This is a genomic window from Rhodoferax sp. WC2427, assembly GCF_040822085.1.
In the GTDB taxonomy this organism is placed as follows: Bacteria; Pseudomonadota; Gammaproteobacteria; order Burkholderiales; family Burkholderiaceae_C; genus Rhodoferax_B.
Genome location: NZ_CP162006.1, coordinates 1,227,196 through 1,248,198, shown reverse-complemented (window position 1 = coordinate 1,248,198; position 21,003 = coordinate 1,227,196). Strand labels below are relative to the sequence as shown.

At 57.8% G+C, this 21,003-nt stretch carries 24 protein-coding genes; 14 read left to right on the top strand and 10 right to left on the bottom strand.

Going from position 1 to position 21,003, the window contains the following annotated elements; translation table 11 throughout:
* Positions 1 to 41: 41 nt before the first annotated feature.
* On the bottom strand, positions 42 to 962 hold the full coding sequence (locus AB3G31_RS06010; protein ID WP_367850298.1) for a tRNA dihydrouridine synthase: 921 nt from the start codon (positions 960 to 962) through the stop codon (positions 42 to 44).
* Between the two features lie 22 nt (positions 963 to 984).
* Positions 985 to 1,494, bottom strand: coding sequence for a DUF1993 family protein (locus AB3G31_RS06005; RefSeq protein ID WP_367849287.1), 510 nt, complete (start codon positions 1,492 to 1,494; stop codon positions 985 to 987).
* A gap of 117 nt (positions 1,495 to 1,611) precedes the next feature.
* Here AB3G31_RS06005 and AB3G31_RS06000 point away from each other — a divergent pair, with 117 nt between their 5' ends.
* From AB3G31_RS06000 to AB3G31_RS05975, 6 genes are all read left to right on the top strand, one after another.
* Positions 1,612 to 1,869 (top strand): DUF3297 family protein, encoded by a 258-nt coding sequence (locus tag AB3G31_RS06000; RefSeq protein ID WP_367849286.1) that lies wholly within the window; start codon positions 1,612 to 1,614, stop codon positions 1,867 to 1,869.
* Positions 1,870 to 1,964: 95 nt separating this feature from the next.
* Positions 1,965 to 2,414 carry a CHRD domain-containing protein gene (locus tag AB3G31_RS05995; RefSeq protein WP_367850297.1) on the top strand — a complete coding sequence of 150 codons (450 nt, stop codon included), beginning with the start codon at positions 1,965 to 1,967 and terminating at the stop codon, positions 2,412 to 2,414.
* 103 nt (positions 2,415 to 2,517) lie between these two features.
* Complete coding sequence (locus AB3G31_RS05990; RefSeq protein ID WP_367849285.1) at positions 2,518 to 3,093, top strand: SRPBCC family protein; 576 nt, start codon at positions 2,518 to 2,520, stop codon at positions 3,091 to 3,093.
* Positions 3,094 to 3,411: 318 nt separating this feature from the next.
* Positions 3,412 to 4,389, top strand: coding sequence for a TRAP transporter substrate-binding protein (locus AB3G31_RS05985; protein ID WP_367849284.1), 978 nt, complete (start codon positions 3,412 to 3,414; stop codon positions 4,387 to 4,389).
* Positions 4,390 to 4,392: 3 nt separating this feature from the next.
* Positions 4,393 to 4,926, top strand: coding sequence for a TRAP transporter small permease (locus AB3G31_RS05980; RefSeq protein WP_367849283.1), 534 nt, complete (start codon positions 4,393 to 4,395; stop codon positions 4,924 to 4,926).
* Positions 4,927 to 4,933: 7 nt separating this feature from the next.
* Complete coding sequence (locus AB3G31_RS05975) at positions 4,934 to 6,244, top strand: TRAP transporter large permease (protein ID WP_367849282.1); 1,311 nt, start codon at positions 4,934 to 4,936, stop codon at positions 6,242 to 6,244.
* Between the two features lie 80 nt (positions 6,245 to 6,324).
* On the opposite strand, the gene AB3G31_RS05970 is transcribed toward AB3G31_RS05975, so the two are convergent.
* Entirely contained in the window at positions 6,325 to 6,702 is a 378-nt protein-coding gene (locus tag AB3G31_RS05970; protein ID WP_367849281.1) for a hypothetical protein, read from the bottom strand.
* A 136-nt stretch (positions 6,703 to 6,838) separates the two neighbouring features.
* On the opposite strand from AB3G31_RS05970, the gene AB3G31_RS05965 reads away from it, so the two are divergent.
* The 6 genes from AB3G31_RS05965 (at position 6,839) to AB3G31_RS05940 (ending at position 13,144) form a co-directional block, all read left to right on the top strand.
* Positions 6,839 to 8,644: a glutamine--tRNA ligase/YqeY domain fusion protein gene (locus AB3G31_RS05965; protein WP_367849280.1), complete on the top strand. Its 1,806-nt coding sequence runs from the start codon at positions 6,839 to 6,841 to the stop codon at positions 8,642 to 8,644.
* Positions 8,645 to 8,682: 38 nt separating this feature from the next.
* The gene (locus AB3G31_RS05960) at positions 8,683 to 10,410 is read left to right on the top strand and encodes a hypothetical protein (protein WP_367849279.1); all 1,728 of its coding nucleotides are present in this window, start codon (positions 8,683 to 8,685) and stop codon (positions 10,408 to 10,410) included.
* 145 nt (positions 10,411 to 10,555) lie between these two features.
* Positions 10,556 to 10,864, top strand: a complete 309-nt coding sequence (locus AB3G31_RS05955; RefSeq protein WP_367849278.1) for a nucleotidyltransferase family protein — start codon at positions 10,556 to 10,558, stop codon at positions 10,862 to 10,864.
* Between the two features lie 79 nt (positions 10,865 to 10,943).
* Complete coding sequence (locus tag AB3G31_RS05950) at positions 10,944 to 11,864, top strand: restriction endonuclease (RefSeq protein ID WP_367849277.1); 921 nt, start codon at positions 10,944 to 10,946, stop codon at positions 11,862 to 11,864.
* 80 nt (positions 11,865 to 11,944) lie between these two features.
* Complete coding sequence (locus AB3G31_RS05945) at positions 11,945 to 12,724, top strand: nuclease-related domain-containing protein (RefSeq protein ID WP_367849276.1); 780 nt, start codon at positions 11,945 to 11,947, stop codon at positions 12,722 to 12,724.
* 93 nt (positions 12,725 to 12,817) lie between these two features.
* Positions 12,818 to 13,144 carry a hypothetical protein gene (locus tag AB3G31_RS05940; RefSeq protein WP_367849275.1) on the top strand — a complete coding sequence of 109 codons (327 nt, stop codon included), beginning with the start codon at positions 12,818 to 12,820 and terminating at the stop codon, positions 13,142 to 13,144.
* Between the two features lie 49 nt (positions 13,145 to 13,193).
* On the opposite strand, the gene AB3G31_RS05935 is transcribed toward AB3G31_RS05940, so the two are convergent.
* Positions 13,194 to 14,669 (bottom strand): RNB domain-containing ribonuclease, encoded by a 1,476-nt coding sequence (locus AB3G31_RS05935; protein WP_367849274.1) that lies wholly within the window; start codon positions 14,667 to 14,669, stop codon positions 13,194 to 13,196.
* A gap of 87 nt (positions 14,670 to 14,756) precedes the next feature.
* Here AB3G31_RS05935 and udk point away from each other — a divergent pair, with 87 nt between their 5' ends.
* Positions 14,757 to 15,398: a uridine kinase gene (udk, locus tag AB3G31_RS05930; protein WP_367849273.1), complete on the top strand. Its 642-nt coding sequence runs from the start codon at positions 14,757 to 14,759 to the stop codon at positions 15,396 to 15,398.
* Between the two features lie 125 nt (positions 15,399 to 15,523).
* Here the strand turns inward: udk and AB3G31_RS05925 are convergent, their stop codons facing one another.
* Positions 15,524 to 15,811, bottom strand: coding sequence for a ComEA family DNA-binding protein (locus AB3G31_RS05925; RefSeq protein ID WP_367849272.1), 288 nt, complete (start codon positions 15,809 to 15,811; stop codon positions 15,524 to 15,526).
* Positions 15,812 to 15,907: 96 nt separating this feature from the next.
* Between AB3G31_RS05925 and AB3G31_RS05920 the strand changes: the two genes are divergently transcribed.
* Positions 15,908 to 16,915, top strand: coding sequence for an NAD-dependent epimerase (locus AB3G31_RS05920; protein WP_367849271.1), 1,008 nt, complete (start codon positions 15,908 to 15,910; stop codon positions 16,913 to 16,915).
* Positions 16,916 to 16,943: 28 nt separating this feature from the next.
* Here AB3G31_RS05920 and AB3G31_RS05915 read toward each other — a convergent pair whose 3' ends face one another.
* The 5 genes from AB3G31_RS05915 to AB3G31_RS05895 all read right to left on the bottom strand — a co-directional run bounded on the left by AB3G31_RS05915 (position 16,944) and on the right by AB3G31_RS05895 (position 20,938).
* Positions 16,944 to 17,360 (bottom strand): low molecular weight protein-tyrosine-phosphatase, encoded by a 417-nt coding sequence (locus tag AB3G31_RS05915; protein WP_367849270.1) that lies wholly within the window; start codon positions 17,358 to 17,360, stop codon positions 16,944 to 16,946.
* 88 nt (positions 17,361 to 17,448) lie between these two features.
* Positions 17,449 to 19,056, bottom strand: coding sequence for an FAD-binding oxidoreductase (locus tag AB3G31_RS05910; protein WP_367849269.1), 1,608 nt, complete (start codon positions 19,054 to 19,056; stop codon positions 17,449 to 17,451).
* Between the two features lie 91 nt (positions 19,057 to 19,147).
* Complete coding sequence (pepA, locus tag AB3G31_RS05905) at positions 19,148 to 19,963, bottom strand: flocculation-associated PEP-CTERM protein PepA (RefSeq protein WP_367849268.1); 816 nt, start codon at positions 19,961 to 19,963, stop codon at positions 19,148 to 19,150.
* Positions 19,964 to 20,263: 300 nt separating this feature from the next.
* Positions 20,264 to 20,581: a hypothetical protein gene (locus AB3G31_RS05900; protein ID WP_367849267.1), complete on the bottom strand. Its 318-nt coding sequence runs from the start codon at positions 20,579 to 20,581 to the stop codon at positions 20,264 to 20,266.
* Positions 20,582 to 20,617: 36 nt separating this feature from the next.
* A complete protein-coding gene (locus AB3G31_RS05895; RefSeq protein WP_367849266.1) occupies positions 20,618 to 20,938 on the bottom strand; it encodes a hypothetical protein in 321 nt (106 codons plus the stop codon).
* Positions 20,939 to 21,003: the final 65 nt, after the last annotated feature.

Genomic DNA, 21,003 nt, shown 5'->3' with positions numbered 1-21,003 from the left:
ATAGCTGCCTACGCCCATGGAATGGGCGCTAGAGGCTGTTTTTAATGGTTATTCTTGGCCAGCCAGGCCGTCACCTTGGCCTGGTCGGTCTCGGCCCGAAGGGCCACAAAGGCCACTTCCGCCTCGGGGTACTGGCGGCGCAGAAAGTTCAGCCACTGCTTGAGCCGCCCCGCCCGTGAGCGCGGCTCCAGTTGGCTGCACACCAGCTGCCAGAAGGCGTTGACCAGCGGTTGCAGATCTGCCCAGGGCAGGTGCATCGCGTCGGAGTCGGCCCGGACGGCCCGCGCCAGGCCAGGGTCGGTCACCATGCCGCGCCCCAGCATCAGCGTGTCGCAGCCGGATGCCGCGCGGCAGCGGCGGGCATCGTCCACCGTCCAGATCTCGCCATTCGCCACCACCGGGATGGCCACCGCCTGGCGGATGTCATTCACGCGCGCCCAGTAGGCGGGCGGGCGGTAGCCGTCGGCCCGGGTGCGGGCGTGCACCACAATCTCGGTGGCCCCGGCCTCGGCAATGGCCAGCGCGCATTCCACGGCCCGGCTGTCGTCGTTGAAACCCAGCCGCATCTTGGCCGACACGGTTTGCTCCAAAGGCACGGCACGCCGCACCGCCGAGACAATCTTCACCAGCAGCTCGGGCTCGTCCAGCAGGGCCGCGCCGCCGCCGTGGCGGTTCACCACCTTGGCCGGGCAGCCAAAGTTCAGGTCCACGCCCATGGGGCCCAGGCTGGCCAGGCGCCCGGCGTTTTCGGCCAGGCACACCGGGTCCGAGCCCAGCAACTGCGGCCGCACCGGCACCCCGGCCAGTGTGCGGCTGCCATTGAGCAGCTCGGGCACCACGCGGATGAAGGCCCGCTCGGGCAGCAAGGTGTTGGTGACGCGGATGAACTCGGACACGCAGCGGTCGATACCGCCGACGCGCGTCAACATATCCCGCAAAACAAAGTCGAGCAGCCCCTCCATAGGGGCCAGCAGCAACTGCACCTTAGAAGCTGCCGACAAAATCCTTCTTGCCAACTTCCACGCCGTTGTGGCGCAGGATGTCGTAGGCCGTGGTGGTATGGAAGAAGAAGTGCGGGAGGGTGTAGTGCAGCAGGTAGGCGCTGCCCAGCAGGGTCTGCTCTTTGGGCGTGCCGGGGCGCAGCACGATGCTGCGGTCGGCACCGGCTTCGATGTCGGCGGCGGGCAGGCTCTGGATGAAGGCCAGGGTCTTGGCGATGCGGGCCTGCAGGTCGCCGAAGCTGGCTTCGTTGTCTTCATACGCAGGCACGTCCACACCGGCCAGGCGGGCGGCACAGCCCTTGGCAAAGTCGGCGGCAATCTGCACCTGGCGGGTCAGCGCAAACATGTCGGGGAACAGGCGCGACTGCAGCAACACGCTGGGGTCGATCTTCTTGTCGGTCGCGTGGGCTTCGGCTTTGTGCAGCACGCCGCTCAGACCGCCCAGGATTTGGGTGAACAGGGACACAGAGGCTTGGTGGAGAGACAGAGACATGGTGGGACGGAAGTGGTTGAAAAGAGGGCGCAAGTCTACGGTGTTCGGCCCGACCCGGCAGGGGCCGCCCCCAAATCCGGGAAAATAGCGGTGATTCCTCTTCTTTCACAAACACACATGACCGACACCACCACCGCCTCCACCCGCCCCGCCCTGCCCGACCACCTGTCCGCCGACCCGCGCAGCCCCCACCACGTGGCCGCCGTGTTCGAACACGACATCGGCATCCGCCTGAATGACAACGAGCGCGTGGACGTCGAGGAATACTGCATCAGCGAAGGCTGGGTCAAGGTGCCCGCAGGCAAAACCCGCGACCGCAAGGGCCAGCCGCTGCTGATGAAGGTCAAGGGCAAGGTCGAGGCGTATTACAAGTAACCCCGCCGGTACGCAACGGCAGATGCGGTGCTAGACTGATTTTGACCCGGCCCACCCGAACAAGCCGGGCAAACCACCCCTTGGAGACACCCATGATGGTCACCCACCGCACTTTCACGAAATCACTTTTTGCCACCGCCATCCTGGCAATTGGCATGGCAGGTTGCAGCTCCATGATGCCGTCCAACAAGGTGACGCTGTCCGGGCAACTGAGCGCCGCCCAAGAGGTGCCGCCCACGGCCTCCAGCGGCACGGGCACGGCCGAAGCCTGGCTGAACAAAGACACCAATGTGCTGACCTGGAAAGTCACTTTCTCAGGCCTGACCGGCCCGGCCACCGCCGCCCACTTCCACGGCCCAGCCACTGCCGGGTCGAACGCCGGTGTGGTGGTGCCCTTTACCGGCACCAGCAGCCCGCTGGAAGGCCAGGCCACCCTGACCCCCGCGCAAGCCGCCGACCTGTTGGCAGGCAAGTGGTACGCCAATGTGCACACCGCGGCCAACAAGGGCGGCGAAATCCGTGGGCAGATGACGCCCAAGATGTAATCCGGGGCCGCGGCAGGCCGGTGCAGCGGCTACGCCTACACTTCAAAATTGAGAGCTGCCTGCGCTTACCAGATAAGCACGGGCAGCACTTTGGAGGCCCAAAATGCCGTACCGTTTGATTTCCCGACCCCTGGCCATCCTGGCACTGGCGGTGTGGCTATACCCGCTACCAGCCGCCCTGGCCGCCGATGCGCCCCCCGTGGTGTCCGACAGCGATGTGCGCGTCGAACGCGCCCATGGCAGCTTCACGGTGGACTTGAGCATCCTCGCGCCAGTCGATGCCACCCGGGCCTGGGCGGTGTTGACCGACTTTGAGCACATGGCCGACTTTGTGCCCAACCTCACCAGCAGCGTGGTCACCGAGCGCAGCGACACGCTGGTCAAGGTTACGCAAAAAGGCGTGGCCAAGTACGGCATTTTCTCTACCCAGTTTGAGTCGGTCCGCGAGATCCACCTGGCCCCGCCACAAGAAATCCGCGCCCATGGCGTGGGCGGCAACATCTTGCGCATGGAAAGCCGGATGCAGCTGGAGCCCGAAGGCAGCGGCACCCGGCTCACCTACCACGCCGAAGTGCTGCCGGGCTTCTGGTTTCCGCCGCTGATCGGGCCCTCGCTGGTGCGGCACGAAACCGCCGAGCAGTTCTCGGCCATGCTGCACGAGATGCAGCGGCGGCCCTGATATTTACTTTCATAGCCACCGCCACCGGGCCACTCCGAATAGCGTCCTGGCCCCGTAACACCGCGGCGGCGGTAGAACAGGCGCGGGCGGGTTGGGCAGGCGATGCGCAGCGTGCCGTCGGGCCGCGGGCCCACCACGTCGGTAAAAGCGCCTCCCCTGTCGATCCGGAACTACCAGCGTTGCGTGCCTGTGCTAGGCAAAGTGGCGCTTTCTAGAAGTTGCATGAAAGAGGTTGTCGATTACAGGGTGGACCACCAGAATGGCACGCAGTTTGCGTTGTCTACCGTAGTTTCAATCTGTCGTTCTCATGGAGTTTCTATGCACTTAAAACCCGTTTTGGCGCTTGCCGCCTTGGCCCTTGCCAGCGTAGGCGCTGCCGCCCAAACCAAATGGGACCTGCCTTCGGGCTACCCGGCCAGCAACTTCCACACCGAAAACATCACCCAGTTTGCCAACGACGTGGACAAGGCCACGGCGGGCAAGCTGAAGATCACCGTGCACGCCAACGGCTCGCTGTTCAAGGCCAACGAAATCAAGCGCGCGGTGCAAGGCGGCCAGGCCCAGGCGGGCGAGATCATCCTGGCCAACTTCGAGAACGAAAGCCCCATCTACGGCCTGGACGGCGTGCCGTTTCTGGCCAGCTCGTATGCCGAATCCAAGCGCCTGTACGACGCGCAAAAGCCGGTGCTGGACGCTGTGCTGGGCAAGCAGGGCATGAAGCTGTTGTACGCCGTGCCGTGGCCACCGCAGGGCATTTTCACCAAGAAAGAGATCAACTCCGTGGCCGATTTGCGCGGCATCAAGTGGCGCGCCTACAGCCCGGCCACGGGCAAGATTGCCGAGCTGGTGGGCGCCATTCCGGTGACCATCCAGGCCGCAGAGCTGTCGCAGGCCCTGGCCACCGGGGTGGTGGAGAGCTACATCAGCTCGGTGTCCACCGGCTTTGATAGCAAGACCTACGAGAGCACCAAGTACTTCTATGACACCCAGGCCTGGTTGCCCAAAAATGCGGTGTTCGTGAACAAAAAGTCCTTTGAAGCCCTGGACCCCGCCACCCAGGCCGCCGTAACCCAGGCTGCCGCTGCGGCCGAGCTGCGCGGCTGGAAAACCAGCCAGGAAAAAACCGAGTGGTACAAAAAAGCCCTGACCGACAAGGGCATGAAGATCATGCCGCCCAGCCCCAAGCTGATGGCCGACATGCGCCAGCTCGGCGGCATCATGTTGGCCGACTGGCAAAAGAAAGCCGGGGCCGATGGCGAGACCATCCTGAAGGCCTACAACGTGGCCAAGCCCTAAGCCATGCGCCGTTTTCTGGACAGGTTGTTTGATGCCTCCGGCGCGGTCGGGGCGGTGTTCGTGGCCCTGATCGCGGTGCTGATGCTGGGCCAGAGCGTGATGCGCACGCTGGGCCTGCGCACCGGCGCGGTGAACGATGTGGTGTCGTGGTTTTGCGCGGCGGCGGCATTTTTTGCCATGGCCCATGCCTTCAAGCACGGCGACTTTGTGCGCGTGACGCTGCTGCTGGAAAAGGTCAATGCCCCCACCCGGCGGGCGCTGGAGCTGGTGTCGCTGGCCATAGGCTGCGTGTCGACCGCCTACCTGGCCTGGTCGGCGGTGCAGTTCACCTACGAAAGCTGGGAGTTCAACGATTTGGCCCAGGGCCTGCTGCCCCTGCCGATGTGGATTCCGCAGCTGAGCTTTGCCTTTGGCTCGGTCTTGCTGCTGGTGGCGGTGGTGGACGAATTCATCATCGTGCTGCGCGGCGGCGTGCCCACTTTTGTGCGGCTGGTGCAAGAGCGCCACGCCCGCGGCGACTTTTCTTCTGACGTGTAAGGCCCCCATGGAAATTTTATGGATTGGCGGGCTGCTGCTCGCGGTGATGCTGGTGCTGCTGGCGGGCGGGGTGTGGATTGCCATGACGCTGGCCATCTGCGGCTGGATCGGCCAGGCGTTTTTTACCAACACCGCGCCAGGCAAAAACCTGTTTTCGGCGTTTTGGGAAAGCAACGCGAGCTGGGAGCTGGCGGCGCTGCCGCTGTTCATCTGGATGGGCGAAATCCTGTTTCGCACCAAGCTCAGCGAAGAAATGTTCGAGGGCCTGCGCCCCTGGCTGAACCGCATACCGGGGCGGCTGGTGCACACCACCATTTTGGGCTGCGGCATTTTTGGCTCGGTCAGCGGCTCGTCGGCGGCCACCTGCGCCACCATTGCCAAGGTGGCCCTGCCCGAACTCAACAAGCGCGGATACAACGAAAACCTGACCCTGGGCGCGCTGGCCACCGGCGGCACGCTGGGCATTTTGATACCGCCGTCCATCACCATGGTGGTGTACGCGGTGGCGGCCGATGCATCCATCATCCGCATCTTTTTGGCCGGGTTTTTGCCGTCGTTCGTGCTGATGGCACTGTTCATGGGCTACATCGCCTGGTGGTCCATCCGCCACTCCGACCAGGTGCCCGCCGCCGACCCGCCCAGCAGCTGGGCCGACAAGCTGCGCAAAAGCCGCAAGCTGATTCCCTGCGCGGGCCTGATCATCTTCATCATGTGGGTGCTGGTAGCCGGCTACGCCACGGCCACCGAGTGCGCGGCCTACGGCGTGGCCGGGTCGCTGGCGATTGCCGCGGCGGGCCGGGCGCTGACCTGGAGCAACTTCTGGGAAGGCCTGATGGGCGCGACGCGCACCAGTTGCATGATCATGTTCATCCTGGCCGGGGCCGCATTTTTGACCAAAACCATGGCTTTTACCGGCGTGCCCCGTGCGCTGGCCGAGTGGGTGATGGCCATGCATTTGTCGCCCTACGCGCTGATCGCGGCGCTGGTGGGCGTCTACCTGGTGCTGGGCACGGCACTGGACGGCATCAGCATGATCGTGCTCACCAGCGCGGTGGTGCTGCCGATGATCCAGGCGGCCGGGTTTGACTTGATCTGGTTTGGCATCTTCATCATCTTGCTGGTGGAGATTGCCGAGGTCACGCCGCCGGTGGGCTTTAACCTGTTTGTGCTGCAAAACATGACCGGCAAAGACAGCAACACCGTGGCCCGGGCCGCCCTGCCGTTCTTTGGCTGCCTGGTGGTGTGCATTGCCATCATCACCATCTTCCCGCAGATCGTGACTATCCTGCCCGATCTGGTGATGGGCAAAGAGGGTTAAAAGTAGGGGCGTGATTTGCTACACATTCAGTAGCTAGTCACGCCCATACCATAAGCGCCAGAGGCACTTTTACCTACAATTTAACGGCGCCAGTCGTTGCCGCGGCCTTCATCCCAGTCGCGGTGGTGCTTGTGGTGGCCCCAACGGGGTGGCGCGTACACCACCTGCGGCTGCACATAGACGGGCGGGCGCTGGTACACCACCGGTTGCGGCTGCTGGTAGTACACGGGCTCGGGCCGCACATACACCGGCGCAGGCCGATACACCACCTGCGGAGGCGGCTGGTAGTACACCGGCGCGGGTTGCACATACACCGGCTGGGGCGCACCATACACCTGCACCCCCGGTACGCCGATACCAATCGACCACGACACATCGCTGCGCGCTTGCGCCACGCTGGCAGCACCCAGGGCGCTGACGGCCAACACAGCGGCAAATAATGAACGTTGGAACTGCATACCGATCTCCTTATTTCAATGGGGGAGCAAATAGCCCCGTACTTCTGTTAACGCCGTACAACCAATCCGGTGGACAAGCCTGTAAACAGAAGAGTTGCCAAACGTAACGGGGCCTTGCGCAACCTAAAATCAGGGTATGAGCGCACTCCCCCCCTCCAAAGCCCCCGCCGCTGCCCCGGTCGACACCCCCAAACCCAGCAATTTTCTGCGCCAGATCATTGAATCCGATCTGGCCGCAGGCACCTACGCCCAGCGCAAATGGGCTGGCAGCCCTGGCGATGCCGCGCACCAGGCCACCGGCCAGCCCGACCCGGCCAAGATCCGCACCCGTTTCCCGCCCGAGCCCAACGGCTACCTGCACGTAGGCCACGCCAAAAGCATCTGCCTCAACTTCGGCCTGGCGCGCGACTACGGCGGCGTGTGCCACCTGCGTTTTGACGACACCAACCCCGAAAAAGAAGACGAGGAATACGTCAAGGCCATCATCGACACCGTGAAATGGCTGGGCTTTGACTGGAATGGCGCGCCCGATGCGCCCCCCTTTGAAGCCAGCAGCTACTTCGACTTCATGTACCGCGCCGCCGAATATTTGGTCACCGCAGGCCACGCCTACGTAGACGAGCAAACCGTGGAGCAAATGCGCATCAACCGCGGCGACTTCGGCAAGCCCGGCACCGACAGCCCCTTCCGCACCCGCACCCCCGACGAAAACCTGGCCCGCCTGCGCGAAATGCGCGACGGCCTGCACGAAGACGGCTCCATGGTGCTACGCGCCAAGATTGACATGGCCAGCCCCAACATCAACCTGCGCGACCCCGCCATCTACCGCATCCGCCGCGCCACCCACCACCGCACGGGCGACAAATGGTGCATCTACCCGATGTACACCTTTGCCCACCCCATCGAAGACGCGCTGGAGCAAATCACCCACAGCATCTGCACCCTGGAATTTGAAGACCAGCGCCCCTTCTACGACTGGCTGCTGGCCCGCTTGTGCGAAGGCGGCCTGCTGGCCAGCCCGCCCCCCCGCCAGTACGAATTTGCCCGCCTCAACCTCACCTACGTGGTCACCAGCAAACGCAAGCTGGCCCAGCTGGTGTACGACCACAAGGTCAGCGGCTGGGACGACCCCCGCATGCCCACCATCGTGGGCCTGCGCCGCCGTGGCTACACCCCCGAGGCCATCCACTTGTTTGCCGAACGCATTGGCGTCACCAAGAGCGACAGCTGGATCGACTACAGCACCCTGGAAGGCTGCCTGCGCGAAACGCTGGACCACAGCGCCCCCCGCGCCATGGCCGTGCTCGACCCCGTCAAGTTGGTGCTTACCAACTGGGACGCGGTGATGGGCGCTGGTGTGCTCGATGCCTGCAGCGCCCCGGTACACCCCCACCTGCCCGAGCTGGGCAAGCGCAGCTTCCAGATCGGCAAAGAGGTGTGGATCGAACGCGGCGACTACGAGGAAACCCCACCCAAGGGCTTCTTTAGGTTGTTCCCCGGCAACAAGGTGCGCCTCAAATACGGCCACGTCATCACCTGCACCGGCGCCGTCAAAGATGCCGACGGCCGTGTCACCGAAGTGCACGCCGAACTCATCCCCGACACCAAGAGCGGCACCCCCGGCGCCGACAGCGTCAAGGTCAAGGGTGTGATCACCTGGGTCAGCGTAGCCGACGGCCTGCCCGCAGAGGTCCGCATGTACGACCGCCTATTCGTCGACGCCCAGCCCGACGCAGGCGGCAAAGACTTCATCGAAAGCCTGAACCCCAACAGCCTGAAAGTCGTGCAAGCCATCGTGGAGCCGTCACTGGCGGCGGCCAAGGCGGACGACAAGTTCCAGTTTGAGCGGCACGGCTACTTTGTGGCAGACCGGGTGGACCACCAGGCGGGGAAGATGGTGTTTAACTTGGCTGTGGGGTTGAAGGATAGTTGGGGGAAGTAGTTTAAAAAATATCCATCAATTACAGATAGAACCACCAAATGAATATTAGAGACAAGCAAGTAAAGATTTTAATCGGAACACTAGCCAACGTGATTCGTGCGGAAAACATAAGTACATCCAACTATCTAGAACTTTATGTAGGCGACGAGTCCCTAGATAGCATTAACAACATCAATAATCAAGCCATATACGGAAGAAGAGGCTCAGGGAAAACACATTTATTAAAAGCATTACAAGAAAAAATAAATTCGAATTTTGAAGTAGAAAGAAAACTTGGCATCTACATTGATGCCCGTTCAATTCTCCCACTAACAAACAACGCATCTACTTCCCCGGAAGAAACAGCCTCCCTAATATTTCAAGGCATCGTTCAATCGATGATTGATGCATTATCAATAAATGTTCGCCTAATATTTGGTCGAGATCAAATTTTCCCCGAGACACTCAGCCATAGAGATAAGAGTGATAATTTAGAAATACAAAATCACTTAAATGCAATTAATCTCGAATTATCAGGTCGATCACTTAAACGACTGGGCAGCATAGCAATCACCGAAGAAAACAATACAGGTAGTGAACTCAAAGTCAAAATAACATCTAGTCCCGAAGTGTCAGCAGGAAAAACATTATCAGGAAAAAAAGTAGAAACAAAATCAGACTTGCGATATGTAAGCATTCAAGAAATATCCACGTCATTACAGGCACTGATTGAGTGGCTACAATTAAATCGCCTAATTTGCCTTATCGACGAATGGTCAGAAATACCTGCAGAGGTTCAAAAACACCTTGCAGAGTTATTAAAGAGAGTTTTCATTTCTGGGAAATTTAGCTTCAAAATTGCAGCAATTCCAAATCGGACCGATTTAGGACATAAAACCAGTGAAAAATTCTACGGCCTTGAGGATGGTGGAGACATCTTTGGATATCAACTTGACAATAGATATATATTTGAACTAGACAAAGCCAAGACGAGGGATTTTTTCAATGACCTCCTACATAAACATCTTTCCGTCATAGATTCAAATGTCGTCGCATCAGTTATAAAAACCAGCAACAAATCATCAAATACATTTATAAATGTATTTTTAACAAACAAGGCTCTCGGTGAATTATGCATAGCTAGTGCAGGGATACCTCGAGATTTCATTAATTTATTTATTCACTCATACGATCAGTTTAAATCATCAGCCGGCAAACACATCTCTGTAAAAAATGTCCGATCTGCAACTTCCGGATGGTATGAAACTGATAAGAAAAAACAAATTGATGAACACGCAACAGAAAAAATACTTCTGCAATCTTTAGTTGAAGAAATTGTGACGAAAAAACAATCTAGTCACTTCATGCTTTCTGAAAAACACTCTTCAAATCCTCACATTCTGAGTTTAATTGATTTCCGCGTATTACACCTAAGAAAAAAGGGTTACTCGCACCGAGATATACCTGGCGAAACATTTAATGTATATTCGATAGACTACGGTTGCTACAATCACCTAAATATTACGCGCACTGCACTCAGCCACAACTCATTAGACTCTCTATCTGTGCAAGATGATATAAGGCAAATTCGCAGAATATCTCTACCTGATGCTTTTCTTCAAAAATTTCAATTGAGCGTTGGCGAGGCTTTTTCTTGCCCAAACTGCAAAAAACCCGTAGATACGCGTCATTTGGCATATATTAAGCAAAATATATGCAACAACTGCTACGAATCGGTTTCCGCAATAACTCCTAAGCGCACGGAATTATCTGCAAACGATCATTGAAGCTCAGGGCACGCAGGGCACGGGATCAAGTCTTGCATTGGCACTTTTTACCCTTGCTACTCTTTCTGTAGCTACTTGCGCCCATTCCACAAGCACAAGCAGCCCGTTTGACGCATAAGCTATCCACCCCACTAAACTCCAAACCATGCACCCCGCCATCGCCCAACACCGCCCCGGTACCTCGGCTATTTGCCAGCACTACCGCATCCAGCGGCTGGACGTATTCGGCTCGGCGGCGCGGAGGGACGACTTTGATGTCAGCAGTAGCGATGCCGACTTTTTGGTGGAGTTCGACACGGATATGCCAGTGGGACTAGATGCCTTCTTTGGTGCCAAGGCCGATCTAGAGAAGCTGTTGGGGCGTGGCGTAGATCTGGTAGAGCCAGGGGCTATACGCAACCCTTTCGTACTGGCCAGCATCAACCGCAGCCGGGAATCCGTTTATGCAGCGTGATCCACGTGCGTTTCTGTGGGTTGTGCGTACAACCTTTCGCAAGCCATGAGGCTCTTTGCAAAAATCAACCCGGAACGCTATGGCCAGACAGCGCAACAGCCGACAACAAAAACAGGGCATCCAAATCCTGAAGCAAAAGGGCCTGCAAGCCATCGTCCTCGGTGCGGCCATGCTGCTCGTCCCGCCGTTGTTTGCCAGTTCCTCTATCCTGAAAACAGTTGCCAGTGCACTGCGCACGCCCGCCTGGCTGGCATTGGGCATAGGTGTGCTGCTACTCGGCGCATACGCCATCGTCAAACGGATGACAGTTAAAACAGGTGATTCGACGGAAGGCGTGGCACACACGCCATCGCCCGCCAAATCGCGCGGGCGGCTAAAGCTAGTAGAACCAACGCTGGCACCCATCGCGGAACCCACTCCACCCGCATCCAGCCCCACACCCGCCAGCGCCTGGAGCCCCGCCGTGTTCGCCGCCATCGAGTGGCGCAGATTCGAAGCGGTGTGTGAAGCCCTGTTTGCCCAGGCCGGATACACCACCCGCGCGCAGTCGCACGGAGCAGACGGCGGCGTGGACATCTGGCTGCACACGGCTGGCACGGACAAACCGGTCGCCGTGGTGCAGTGCAAGCACTGGCAAGGCAAGCCCGTGGGCGTGAAGGAAATCCGCGAGTTCTTCGGCGTGATGGCATCAAACAAGCTGCAGCGTGGCATCTACGCCACCACGTCCACCTACACCGAAGATGCCCAGCAGTTCGCCGCCGCCAATGGCATCGCCGCCATGGACGGCCCCGCCCTGCTGGCCATGATCGCCAAGCGCACGCCCGAGCAACAGCAAGCCCTGCTGGCCGTTGCCCACGAGGGCGAATACTGGAAACCCACCTGCGCCAGTTGCGGCGTGAAGATGCTGGAGCGCACGCCCAGCAAAGGCGGCGCGGCGTTTTGGGGGTGCAGCAACTTTCCCAAGTGCAAAACGCGGCTTCAAATGTTGGCTGCACGGTAGGGAGAGAACGCTACTAGTTTCATAGCTGCTTGTGCCGTTACCATCGGCGCTGGTGGCCTATTTTTCATAAAGAAACCAGCATGGACAAAAACAAAGAACGCTCGCCGCTGGACCGCGCCGCACCGCTACGGGTCGCGGGCCAGTCCCTCACCGAAGAGCTGGATAGTTTTGTGTATGACCAGGTGATGGCACCACTCTTTCTTGCGGTCTTTATGGTGATTTTTGCGTGTATGGAGTGGTTCCGGTATTTCCAAGACCTGAAGCCCAATCCCTACATCTACAGCGCAGCTGCTCTCCTGACTATCCTTTACGCCACCGTAAAAATCTGGCGCAGCCGCAAGCAAGTGCGTCGCCTGAAACTGGGCCGGGATGGGGAACGTGCGGTGGCCCAGTATCTGGAGTGGTTCCGATCGGCCAACTACTTTGTCTTCCATGACATACCCAATGGGGATGCCAATGTGGACCATGTGCTAGTGGGGCCTGCTGGCATTTTCACCATCGAAACCAAGACCTTGTCCAAACCCCACCGTGGCCCTTGCAAGATTTCGGTGGTCGGCAACGTGGTGCACGCCAACGGCAAAGCCTTGGACCGCGACCCCATCGTGCAAGCCAAAGCCCAGGCGAGTTGGTTAAAAAGCTTCTTGGCAGAAAGCCAGATGGTGGTGCATGTACAGCCGGTGGTGGTGTTCCCAGGCTGGTTTATCGAGCCCTTCGACATGAAGGCCGCTGGTGCCTGGGTGCTGGAGCCCAAAGCCTTGAGCAAGTTTGTAGAGAACGAGCCAGTGCGGCTACCCAGAGAACAAGTGCAGGCGATTTCATCGGCGCTGCGCAGCCATATCCGAGCCCACGCGAAGAAGTGACCGGCGCGGCAATTTCGGATTACTACGGTTTTTATAGCTGCTCACGCCCATTCCACGAGCGCTAAGCACCTATCCAATCGTACGCCTCCCCCCATGCCCCGCCGCAAACACCACCACGTCTACGTGGTCGAGCTCTCCAAAGACGTGCTGCTGGAGCCGCGCTTTCGCAAGGGCAATCCGGGCTATGTGGAGGGCAAGCTCTGTGTGTATGTGGGCATGACGGGGCTGGACCCGGATGTGCGCTTTGACAAGCACAAGGCGGGCATCCAGGCGAATCGGTATGTGCAGCGCTACGGTTTACGGCTGCTGCCAGACCTGTACGAAGCCTTCAACCCCCTCACCTACCAAGACGCGGTGGACAAGGAGATCGAGGTTGGTATCGACCTGCGCTCGGCGGGCTTTGGGGTGTGGCAGGCCTGAGCAAAAGCCCGCCGTATAGCGCCTAGAGACGCTCAGTCAGTGCCCCGCCTTACGGGGCGGCTTCAAAGTCAATAAAGCCGCGCTCGACATTGGTGGACAAGAGTTTGACGCGCACTTTGTCTCCCACCTTGAGCGCACTTAAACCTCGGAGCAGCTTGCCCTCGGCAGGCGGGTTCAGCAGGCGTACCCACATGCCATCGGCGGCGTTGCCGGTGACGATGGCGTCAAAGCGCTGGCCAATCCGTGACTCCAGCAGCAACGCTGCCTCGGACTTGCGCATCTGGCGCTCCACCTTTTGCGCCGCATCTTCCTGGCGGGTGCAGTGGGTGGCCAGCGCGTCCAGCTCGGCGCTGGAATACGGTGCGGGCTGTTGGGCCAGAGCGGCCTTGAGCAGCCGCGCGGTGATGAGGTCGGGGAAGCGCCGGTTGGGCGCGGTGGAGTGGGTGTAGTCCGTCACCGCCAGCCCAAAGTGCCCCACGGCCAGGCTACCCGGGGTTTCGAGCACGTATTCGCCCCGCCCCATGAGCTTGACGATGACCAGCGACAGGTCGGCAAAACGCAGCGGGTCGGCCCGGCGCCGCTTGGCCAGAAAGTCCTCCAGCGCCTTGGAGTTGGGGTCGGGCGGCAACACCGCGCCATATTCCTTGGCCACGGCCACGATACGCAACCAGCGCTCGGGCGAGCGCACCACGCGGCGCATCGAGGCGATGCCCTGCCCCAATAGATAGCGCGCAGTGCAGGTGTTGGTGGCAATCATGACTTCTTCAATCAGCTGGCGGGCACGGTTGTGCTCTTGCAGGTGGATGTCGGACACCCGCTCGCCATCGAACACGACGCGCGGCTGAAAGGATTCAAACTCCAGCGCACCGGCCGCGTGGCGTCGGGCCCGCAGTTGCTGGGCCAAAGAATCTTGCGTGCGCAGTTGCGCGTCCATGCCCGGCACGGCGGCGGCCGCAGCAGGCAATGCGCCCTGGCCGGTCAGCCAGGCGCTGACGGCGTCATAGGCCAGCTTGGCCTGGTTGCGCACCTTGGCCCGGTAAACAGTGGAGCCGGCCAGCGAGGCGTCGGCGTGGAACACCATCTCGGTCACCATGGCCAGGCGGTCCTGCTGGGGGTTGAGCGAGGTCAGGTCGGTCGACAGGCGCTCGGGCAGCATGGGGAAGATGCGCGCCGAGGTGTAGACCGAGGTGGTGTTGGTGCTGGCGTGCTGGTCAATGGGGCTGTCGCGCGGCACCAGGGCATCCACATCGGCAATGGCCACCCACAGGCGCACGCTGCCATTGGGCATGGCTTCAGACACGGTGAGCTGGTCCAGGTCCAGCGAGTCGTCGTTGTCGATGGAGCACCACAGCAAGGCGGTGAGGTCATGCACGGCAGGATCTGCGCTGTCGCCGGTGGCCGTAATGCCGGCCAACTGGCGATCTACAGCGGGCGAGAATTCGGGCATCAGGCCGCGCTCAGACATGGCCTGGATGGCAATGCGAACCAAATCGCTGCGGTGGTGGACATTGGGGTGGGCTTGCATCGCACCAATATACGCCTGCGTTCGCCCCCGGCGGGAAATGGCGGGCTTGTAAACTCGCAGCCTTTGCCTGCTGGATAGGGAGACCCCATGAACAAAGCCCCTCACAAACCTTTCGTGATCGGCGTGGCAGGCGGCAGTGGCAGCGGCAAGTCGACGGTGACGCGCCAGGTGCTGGCGTCGATCGGGCCGGAGATGACCGCGGTGCTGATCCAAGACGACTACTACTGCGACCAAACGCACATGTCGCCGGAAGATCGGCGCAAAACCAACTACGACCACCCCGACGCGTTTGACTGGCCGCTGATGGTGCAGCATGTACAGGCGCTGCGCAGCGGCGAGGCGATCGAGATGCCCACCTACGACTTCACGCAGGACAACCGCGCCAGCAAAACCATCACCGTGCAGCCCGCGCCGGTCATAGTCATTGAGGGCCTGTTTGCGCTGTTTGATGCCGATTTGCGCAAGATGATGTCGCTGAAGATTTTTGTAGATACCGCCGCCGATGTGCGCTTCATCCGCCGCCTGCAGCGCGACATGGCCGAGCGCGGTCGCAGTGCCGAAAGCGTGATCACCCAGTACCTGGAAACCGTGCGCCCCATGCACAAGCAGTTCATCGAGCCGACCAAGCGCCGCGCCGATGTTATCTTGCCGCACGGCGCCAACGGGCCCGCCATTGACATCATCACCACCAAGGTAGTGAGCCTGATCCGCGATCTGGACCGGGCCTGAAGGCGCTGCGGCCCGGGTGGCCACTTGCTATAGTTTCAGTAGCTTCTTGCGCTTGTTCCGTGGGCGCCAGCGGCACGTTTGCCTGCTTAGTGGCCAGTAGGTGCATTTAGGTGCCGCATCGCTTTTCAGAGTGGCACTTTGGAAGGATCGGTGAAACTTTCCCCGTCGACCGTGAGGCCCTGGGCTGAAAATTTCTCAGCAATTTTCCGCTTGATACCCGGTACCCGTTGGAGCAAATCTGCCCAGTTTTTGAACTTGGCGTGCTCGCGCTCAAGCAGTATTTTGCGCGACATGCTCGGGCCAATCCCCCGAATTCCATCCAGCGCGGCCACATCGGCCGTATTGACATCTACGCCACCCCAAGCCATGCCTGCATAGAGTGTTACCGCACTTAACAGTATCTTGTGCCACATGGGGTGCTTTCTCCTTTTTTAGGTGCCATGGAATCGCTGCCGCATGCGGCAAGCCAGTTAAGATCGACAGGATATTGCAACAGACAAAGGATAGTCATGAAGATTTTGGTGACGGGGGCTGCGGGCTTCATTGGCATGACGGCGTCATTAAAGCTGTTGGCACGTGGCGATCAAGTGGTGGGGTTAGACAATCTGAACGATTACTACGATGTCAACCTGAAACACAACCGTCTCAAACGTCTGACATCGCATGCGAATTTCAAGTTCGTGCAGCTCGACGTGGGCGACCGCGGTGGCATGGAATCTCTATTTGCCGCAGAAAAATTTGACCGGGTGATCCACCTGGCCGCCCAGGCAGGGGTGCGCTATTCGCTGCAAAACCCGCATGCCTACGTCGATAGCAATTTGATTGGCTTTGTCAACGTGCTGGAAGGCTGCCGCCACAACAAGGTCCAGCATCTGGTGTACGCATCCAGCTCCAGCGTGTACGGCGGCAATACCAAAATGCCGTTCTCTGAGCATGACAGCGTGGACCATCCGGTCAGCCTGTACGCAGCCACCAAAAAAGCCAACGAGCTGATGGCCCACACCTACAGCCATCTGTACAACCTGCCCACCACGGGCCTGCGGTTTTTCACGGTCTACGGTCCATGGGGACGGCCCGACATGGCCTTATTCCTGTTTACCAAAGCCATCATGGACGGCCGTCCTATCGATGTCTACAACTACGGCAATATGCAGCGGGACTTCACCTATGTGGACGACATCGTAGAAGGTGTCATTCGTGTGCTGGACCGTGTAGCCGAGCCTGATGCGGCATACGACTCGGCTACCGCTGACCCTGCGACCAGCAACGCGCCCTACCGCGTCTTCAACATCGGCAACAACAATCCGGTTCCCTTGCTTGATTTCGTAGGCTGTATCGAAGATGCGCTGGGGAAAAAAGCAGAAAAGCGGCTGCTCCCGCTACAAGACGGCGATGTGCCAGCCACCTATGCCAACACGGATGCGCTGCAGGATTGGGTAGGTTTTGTACCTGGCACCAGCATCCAGACGGGTATCGGCAACTTTGTCGCCTGGTACCGCGATTACTACCAAGCTTGAAGTGGTCTGTTGCAATCAAACCCTTTGGCTAACCCATAGGGTTGCCCAACAGGGCTTGTACTCCCGCTTCGCATAGGTCCAGCACCCGCTCAAATCCCTCGCTATTGCCGTAATAAGGGTCAGGTACTTCATCGGTGCCAACTCCCTTGCATGCGGAAAGAAACATTTTCAGTTTCTGCTGGAATTCGGGCGGACACATGCGTTGCAGTTCGCTGTAATTGGCGAGGTCCATGGCCAAAATGAGATCAAAGCGTTTGAAGTCTTTGGGCTCTACAGGCCGCGAACGTATGGCGCTCACCGGATAACCCCTGCGTTCCAATGCCGTTACGGCACGGCTATCCATCCGCATCTTACTTTGGCTTGCGTGGGTACCGGCAGACTCAAAATGAAACTGCTTTGACAGTCCATTCCGCTTTGCCATTTGCGTAGCCACTATTTGGGCCATGGGAGACCTGCAAACATTCGCAGTGCAGACCATCAAAACATCAACCATACAATATTTATCCGCGCCAGGATTCATCCATAAAGTTACATTATTTTATATTATAACGGCCAGGTGAAATTATATTATCCGGATCAAAAACAGACTTAAGAGATCGAATCACCCCCCAATAGGACTCATCTCTTGAAACGATATTTTCCATCACATCCGCACGGGCTCTGTAAATTTCCAGGCCTTGGCTATGGATATAACTTAATAATGCATCAGAGCACCGATGCGCATTATCCACCTGCGCAGCTTGGCTGCGGTCAAACAAGAGGTTAATGATGGCAACAAAAGAAGTGGCCGTTTCAATATTTACCGTCATATACAATATATGACCATATTGTGCTGCCACTTTTTCCATTCCCTCAATCAAACGCACCACAATTTTTCCATCTGGAGGCAAAGCAGGGCTGATAAAAATCAAGCCACAGTTTGATTGGTCCAACTGGGTAGCATTAAGATCTGTACGGCCATACTTCCATAGCAAATTATCAATCGCCACATCCGTGGGAACGCCCAATGCAAGAGCATGCAAAGGTCGAATTGCCGAAATAGCTGCAGCGTTAGCACGCGCAAATGGTAAAAACCGCAGATTATGCATCACGGTGTAACCCACATCCAATAAGCCATCGGTAATCACACTGACCCGGGCCATATGCTTCATGCGTTGTTTGATTTCTTTGACTGCCGCTGCTACTTGACCCGTATTGCCCGTGATGGCCCCAAGGCTCGTCCACTCATTCGGTGCAACGACATGGAGTGCCTTTTCAGCTTCAATCAAGGCATCAGCAGGGCTGAAATTGCAGTATTTCTCTAAATAACTTGTCATTCCAAACATCATAGATGCCTGGCTGCGTGCCTTATTGGCAATATGTGTGACCGACGTCATCAGACCTTCTCGCTTGAGGTGGCCTAATTCATCGATAAATAACCCCAAATTTGAACTGTCGCGCAGGGCAAGAGAAACGGCAACTTCTTTGGGACGGCGTGGCATAAGTCGAAAACATGCACTCGTCACAATTCCGAAATTCCCTTGGAAGAATACTCCATCTAGCATAGGGCCCAATCCAAATGGATGGCTATGGGCTAATGGAGAATCTTCACCCAATCTTCGAAATCCGGTTTTTATAATTTGACCGGATCCACATACGACTTCCAAACCAAATAAATCATCCTTACGCGGCCCAAAATAGCCAACACCGCGATCTAATGCATTTCCGATCAGGCTCGTATTTCGCGCCGAACCCGTTACATTAAAAGTAAGCTCTGGACATTTTTTTTGCAGAAAATCATATAACTGACCCTGGGTAACACCAGGTTCAATAACTGCAACGGGGTTTGAAACAGATATTTTTTCCGCATTAAGAATTCGGTTCATGGCTCCCAGATCAACCAATGAACAACCAGGCACAACAGGGGAAGCCGATCCATACCCCCAATTTAAACCGCATGATATGGGATAAAGCGGAACTTTAGTTTGGCGCGACTCAAGTACAAGCTTTTGAACTTCTTGCGTTGAGGTCGGTTTATGAACTGTGGATACAGGGTGATGGTGACCAGTAATATTCGTGCTTGCCAACCGATTGAGCGATGTTTGTAGACCCACGTAAAGCTCCATAAATTGAGGTGTAACCCGCAGCAATAAGTTGCGCACACCAGTTTACGGCAGCAGTTGTACAAAGCTTTAGAAAACAATAAAAAAAGGGGCCGAAGCCCCTTTTTGAATGAGAACCTTACGGTTCAAATTATTTTGCGTTGCGACGGCGACGCGATGCAGCCAAAGCCACCAGGCCCAGGCCCAACAGGGCAACGCTGGTGGGTTCTGGTACACGGTTGAAGTCAACACCACCAGAAGCATTGTTGATTGCGGCCTGACCAGTTGCAGTGTTCACAACAAAACCGTTGGTTGTGTTGGTGAAGCTGCTGAATGCCAAGTCGTAGAAAGGAACTGGATCAATAAAGAAGGTCTTGCCAGCAGCAGTCAGTGCGAAATTCATCGTGGCGTTCAAAGAAGTCCCAGCCAGTGCATTGAGCGACGAAACACCTTGCACCGAAACACCAGAACCCAGCAATACCGTATCTGCGGAATGGACAACGGTGCCGCTCGCAGCGTTTGTATTGTCCGCTGCAGTAAAGACGCTGTTGTTTGCCACACCGTTGCTCGTCTCACCATACAGATTGAAGCTCAAAGCAGTAACGGTGTACGTGCTGTTAGGAGCTGCATAGGTGCCGGAAGCCAGAGCAAGCGTGTAGGTGAACTCAGCCCACATCGCGTAACCTTGGCTGTTACCGAGAGCCAAGCCCGAGTCAGCTGCGCCGACGCCTTGGAAAGAAGTGAACTGGGTGTAGCCAACGCCAGTTTGATTGATCTGGTTGGCATTCAACTTAACCAGAGTGGATGCCGAACCATTGATGAAGTTCGACGAGAAGTCAGGGGTGACGTACCCGAACAAACCTGTGTCAACGGTGAATACTGGTGTTGGTGCAGCTACGGCTGGCAGGGAAAAACCAGCAACAGCAACGGCTGCGGAAACGATAGCGGCTTTAAATGCGTATTTCATGTGAACTCCTTAATTGAACAAACAAGCGACTTGATAGGAGACTAAAAGCAATGTGTGTGCCATCTTTAGTTTTTCATAAAAATCAAAGACTTACGAAAACAAAGAGGATTTCGCTCACTCGAAGTGTAAAAAAATCCGACTCTCAGTTCCTAGATCTTCGCCCTGCATCAAGGAAACATTTTTCACATTTAGTCTTAACAGGCGACGCAGCACCTTAAGCCATGGCTTGGGTTCCGGCCCTATGTCGAGCCATCGTCCCAAGCGGACAGATCGGTCGGCTCCAGTGCGATACAACGCTGCTCAGAGCTCCTTCACCTGCACATCGGTCACATCGACCAAGTCGCGGCCAGCGGCGGCGCCACGGCCTTTGGGTTGTCTGGCGGCGGGTTGCCAGCGGCTGGCGGCTTGGGAAGCCCGGCTCCAGCCTGCGCTGGGGTTGACCCGCATGACCCAGGGGGCCATTGGCTGGCCGGTAACTTTGGCCAACAGCGCGCGCGCCCCCCACAGCAGGGCCAGAGCCACCACCACCAACAACAGACTCGCGGCAAACACCAGGCCCATCGCCAATACGATCGCGCGCACCAGGAACCGCACCATGCTCGTTACAAAATCAGCCACACGTTTCTCCATCGTCTCAGGGCACCGGCCCATAGCTTAGTCTTGGTAGTTGGTGGGCGAAGTCCTGAATGCAAGCACCACACCCCAACAGCCTGCCGAGCGCCCATAAAAAAAGCCACCTTGCGGTGGCTTTTCAAGGCGCAAAGAAGAATTACTTTGCAGCGGCGGATGCAGCGTCTTTGGCAGCTTCAACAGCGGTGCCGGCAGCAGCGGCAGCGCTGGTAGCAGCAGCAGCAGCGTCGGTGGCAGCGGAAGCAGCAGCTTCAGCGGCAACAACTGGAGCAGCAGCAGGTGCTTCAACAGCAGGTGCGGGTGCAGCAACTGGTTCTTCTTTTTTGCCGCAAGCAGCCAAAACAACAGCAGCCATCAGAGCCGCGAGTACAAGCGATTTGTTCATTAGAAAATTCCTTAAAGAGATAGGG

Coding starts and splice junctions, on each gene's coding strand:
- AB3G31_RS05920 (WP_367849271.1), top strand. CDS start 15,908: ATGAAGATTTTGGTGACGGGGGCTGCGGGCTTCATTGGCATGACGGCG.
- AB3G31_RS05985 (WP_367849284.1), top strand. CDS start 3,412: ATGCACTTAAAACCCGTTTTGGCGCTTGCCGCCTTGGCCCTTGCCAGC.
- AB3G31_RS05990 (WP_367849285.1), top strand. CDS start 2,518: ATGCCGTACCGTTTGATTTCCCGACCCCTGGCCATCCTGGCACTGGCG.
- AB3G31_RS05935 (WP_367849274.1), bottom strand. CDS start 14,669: ATGCAAGCCCACCCCAATGTCCACCACCGCAGCGATTTGGTTCGCATT.
- AB3G31_RS05925 (WP_367849272.1), bottom strand. CDS start 15,811: ATGTGGCACAAGATACTGTTAAGTGCGGTAACACTCTATGCAGGCATG.
- AB3G31_RS05950 (WP_367849277.1), top strand. CDS start 10,944: ATGGCCAGACAGCGCAACAGCCGACAACAAAAACAGGGCATCCAAATC.
- AB3G31_RS05940 (WP_367849275.1), top strand. CDS start 12,818: ATGCCCCGCCGCAAACACCACCACGTCTACGTGGTCGAGCTCTCCAAA.
- AB3G31_RS06005 (WP_367849287.1), bottom strand. CDS start 1,494: ATGTCTCTGTCTCTCCACCAAGCCTCTGTGTCCCTGTTCACCCAAATC.
- AB3G31_RS05960 (WP_367849279.1), top strand. CDS start 8,683: ATGAATATTAGAGACAAGCAAGTAAAGATTTTAATCGGAACACTAGCC.
- AB3G31_RS05970 (WP_367849281.1), bottom strand. CDS start 6,702: ATGCAGTTCCAACGTTCATTATTTGCCGCTGTGTTGGCCGTCAGCGCC.
- AB3G31_RS05975 (WP_367849282.1), top strand. CDS start 4,934: ATGGAAATTTTATGGATTGGCGGGCTGCTGCTCGCGGTGATGCTGGTG.
- AB3G31_RS06000 (WP_367849286.1), top strand. CDS start 1,612: ATGACCGACACCACCACCGCCTCCACCCGCCCCGCCCTGCCCGACCAC.
- udk (WP_367849273.1), top strand. CDS start 14,757: ATGAACAAAGCCCCTCACAAACCTTTCGTGATCGGCGTGGCAGGCGGC.
- pepA (WP_367849268.1), bottom strand. CDS start 19,963: ATGAAATACGCATTTAAAGCCGCTATCGTTTCCGCAGCCGTTGCTGTT.
- AB3G31_RS06010 (WP_367850298.1), bottom strand. CDS start 962: ATGGAGGGGCTGCTCGACTTTGTTTTGCGGGATATGTTGACGCGCGTC.
- AB3G31_RS05955 (WP_367849278.1), top strand. CDS start 10,556: ATGCACCCCGCCATCGCCCAACACCGCCCCGGTACCTCGGCTATTTGC.
- AB3G31_RS05915 (WP_367849270.1), bottom strand. CDS start 17,360: ATGGCCCAAATAGTGGCTACGCAAATGGCAAAGCGGAATGGACTGTCA.
- AB3G31_RS05980 (WP_367849283.1), top strand. CDS start 4,393: ATGCGCCGTTTTCTGGACAGGTTGTTTGATGCCTCCGGCGCGGTCGGG.
- AB3G31_RS05995 (WP_367850297.1), top strand. CDS start 1,965: ATGGTCACCCACCGCACTTTCACGAAATCACTTTTTGCCACCGCCATC.
- AB3G31_RS05965 (WP_367849280.1), top strand. CDS start 6,839: ATGAGCGCACTCCCCCCCTCCAAAGCCCCCGCCGCTGCCCCGGTCGAC.
- AB3G31_RS05945 (WP_367849276.1), top strand. CDS start 11,945: ATGGACAAAAACAAAGAACGCTCGCCGCTGGACCGCGCCGCACCGCTA.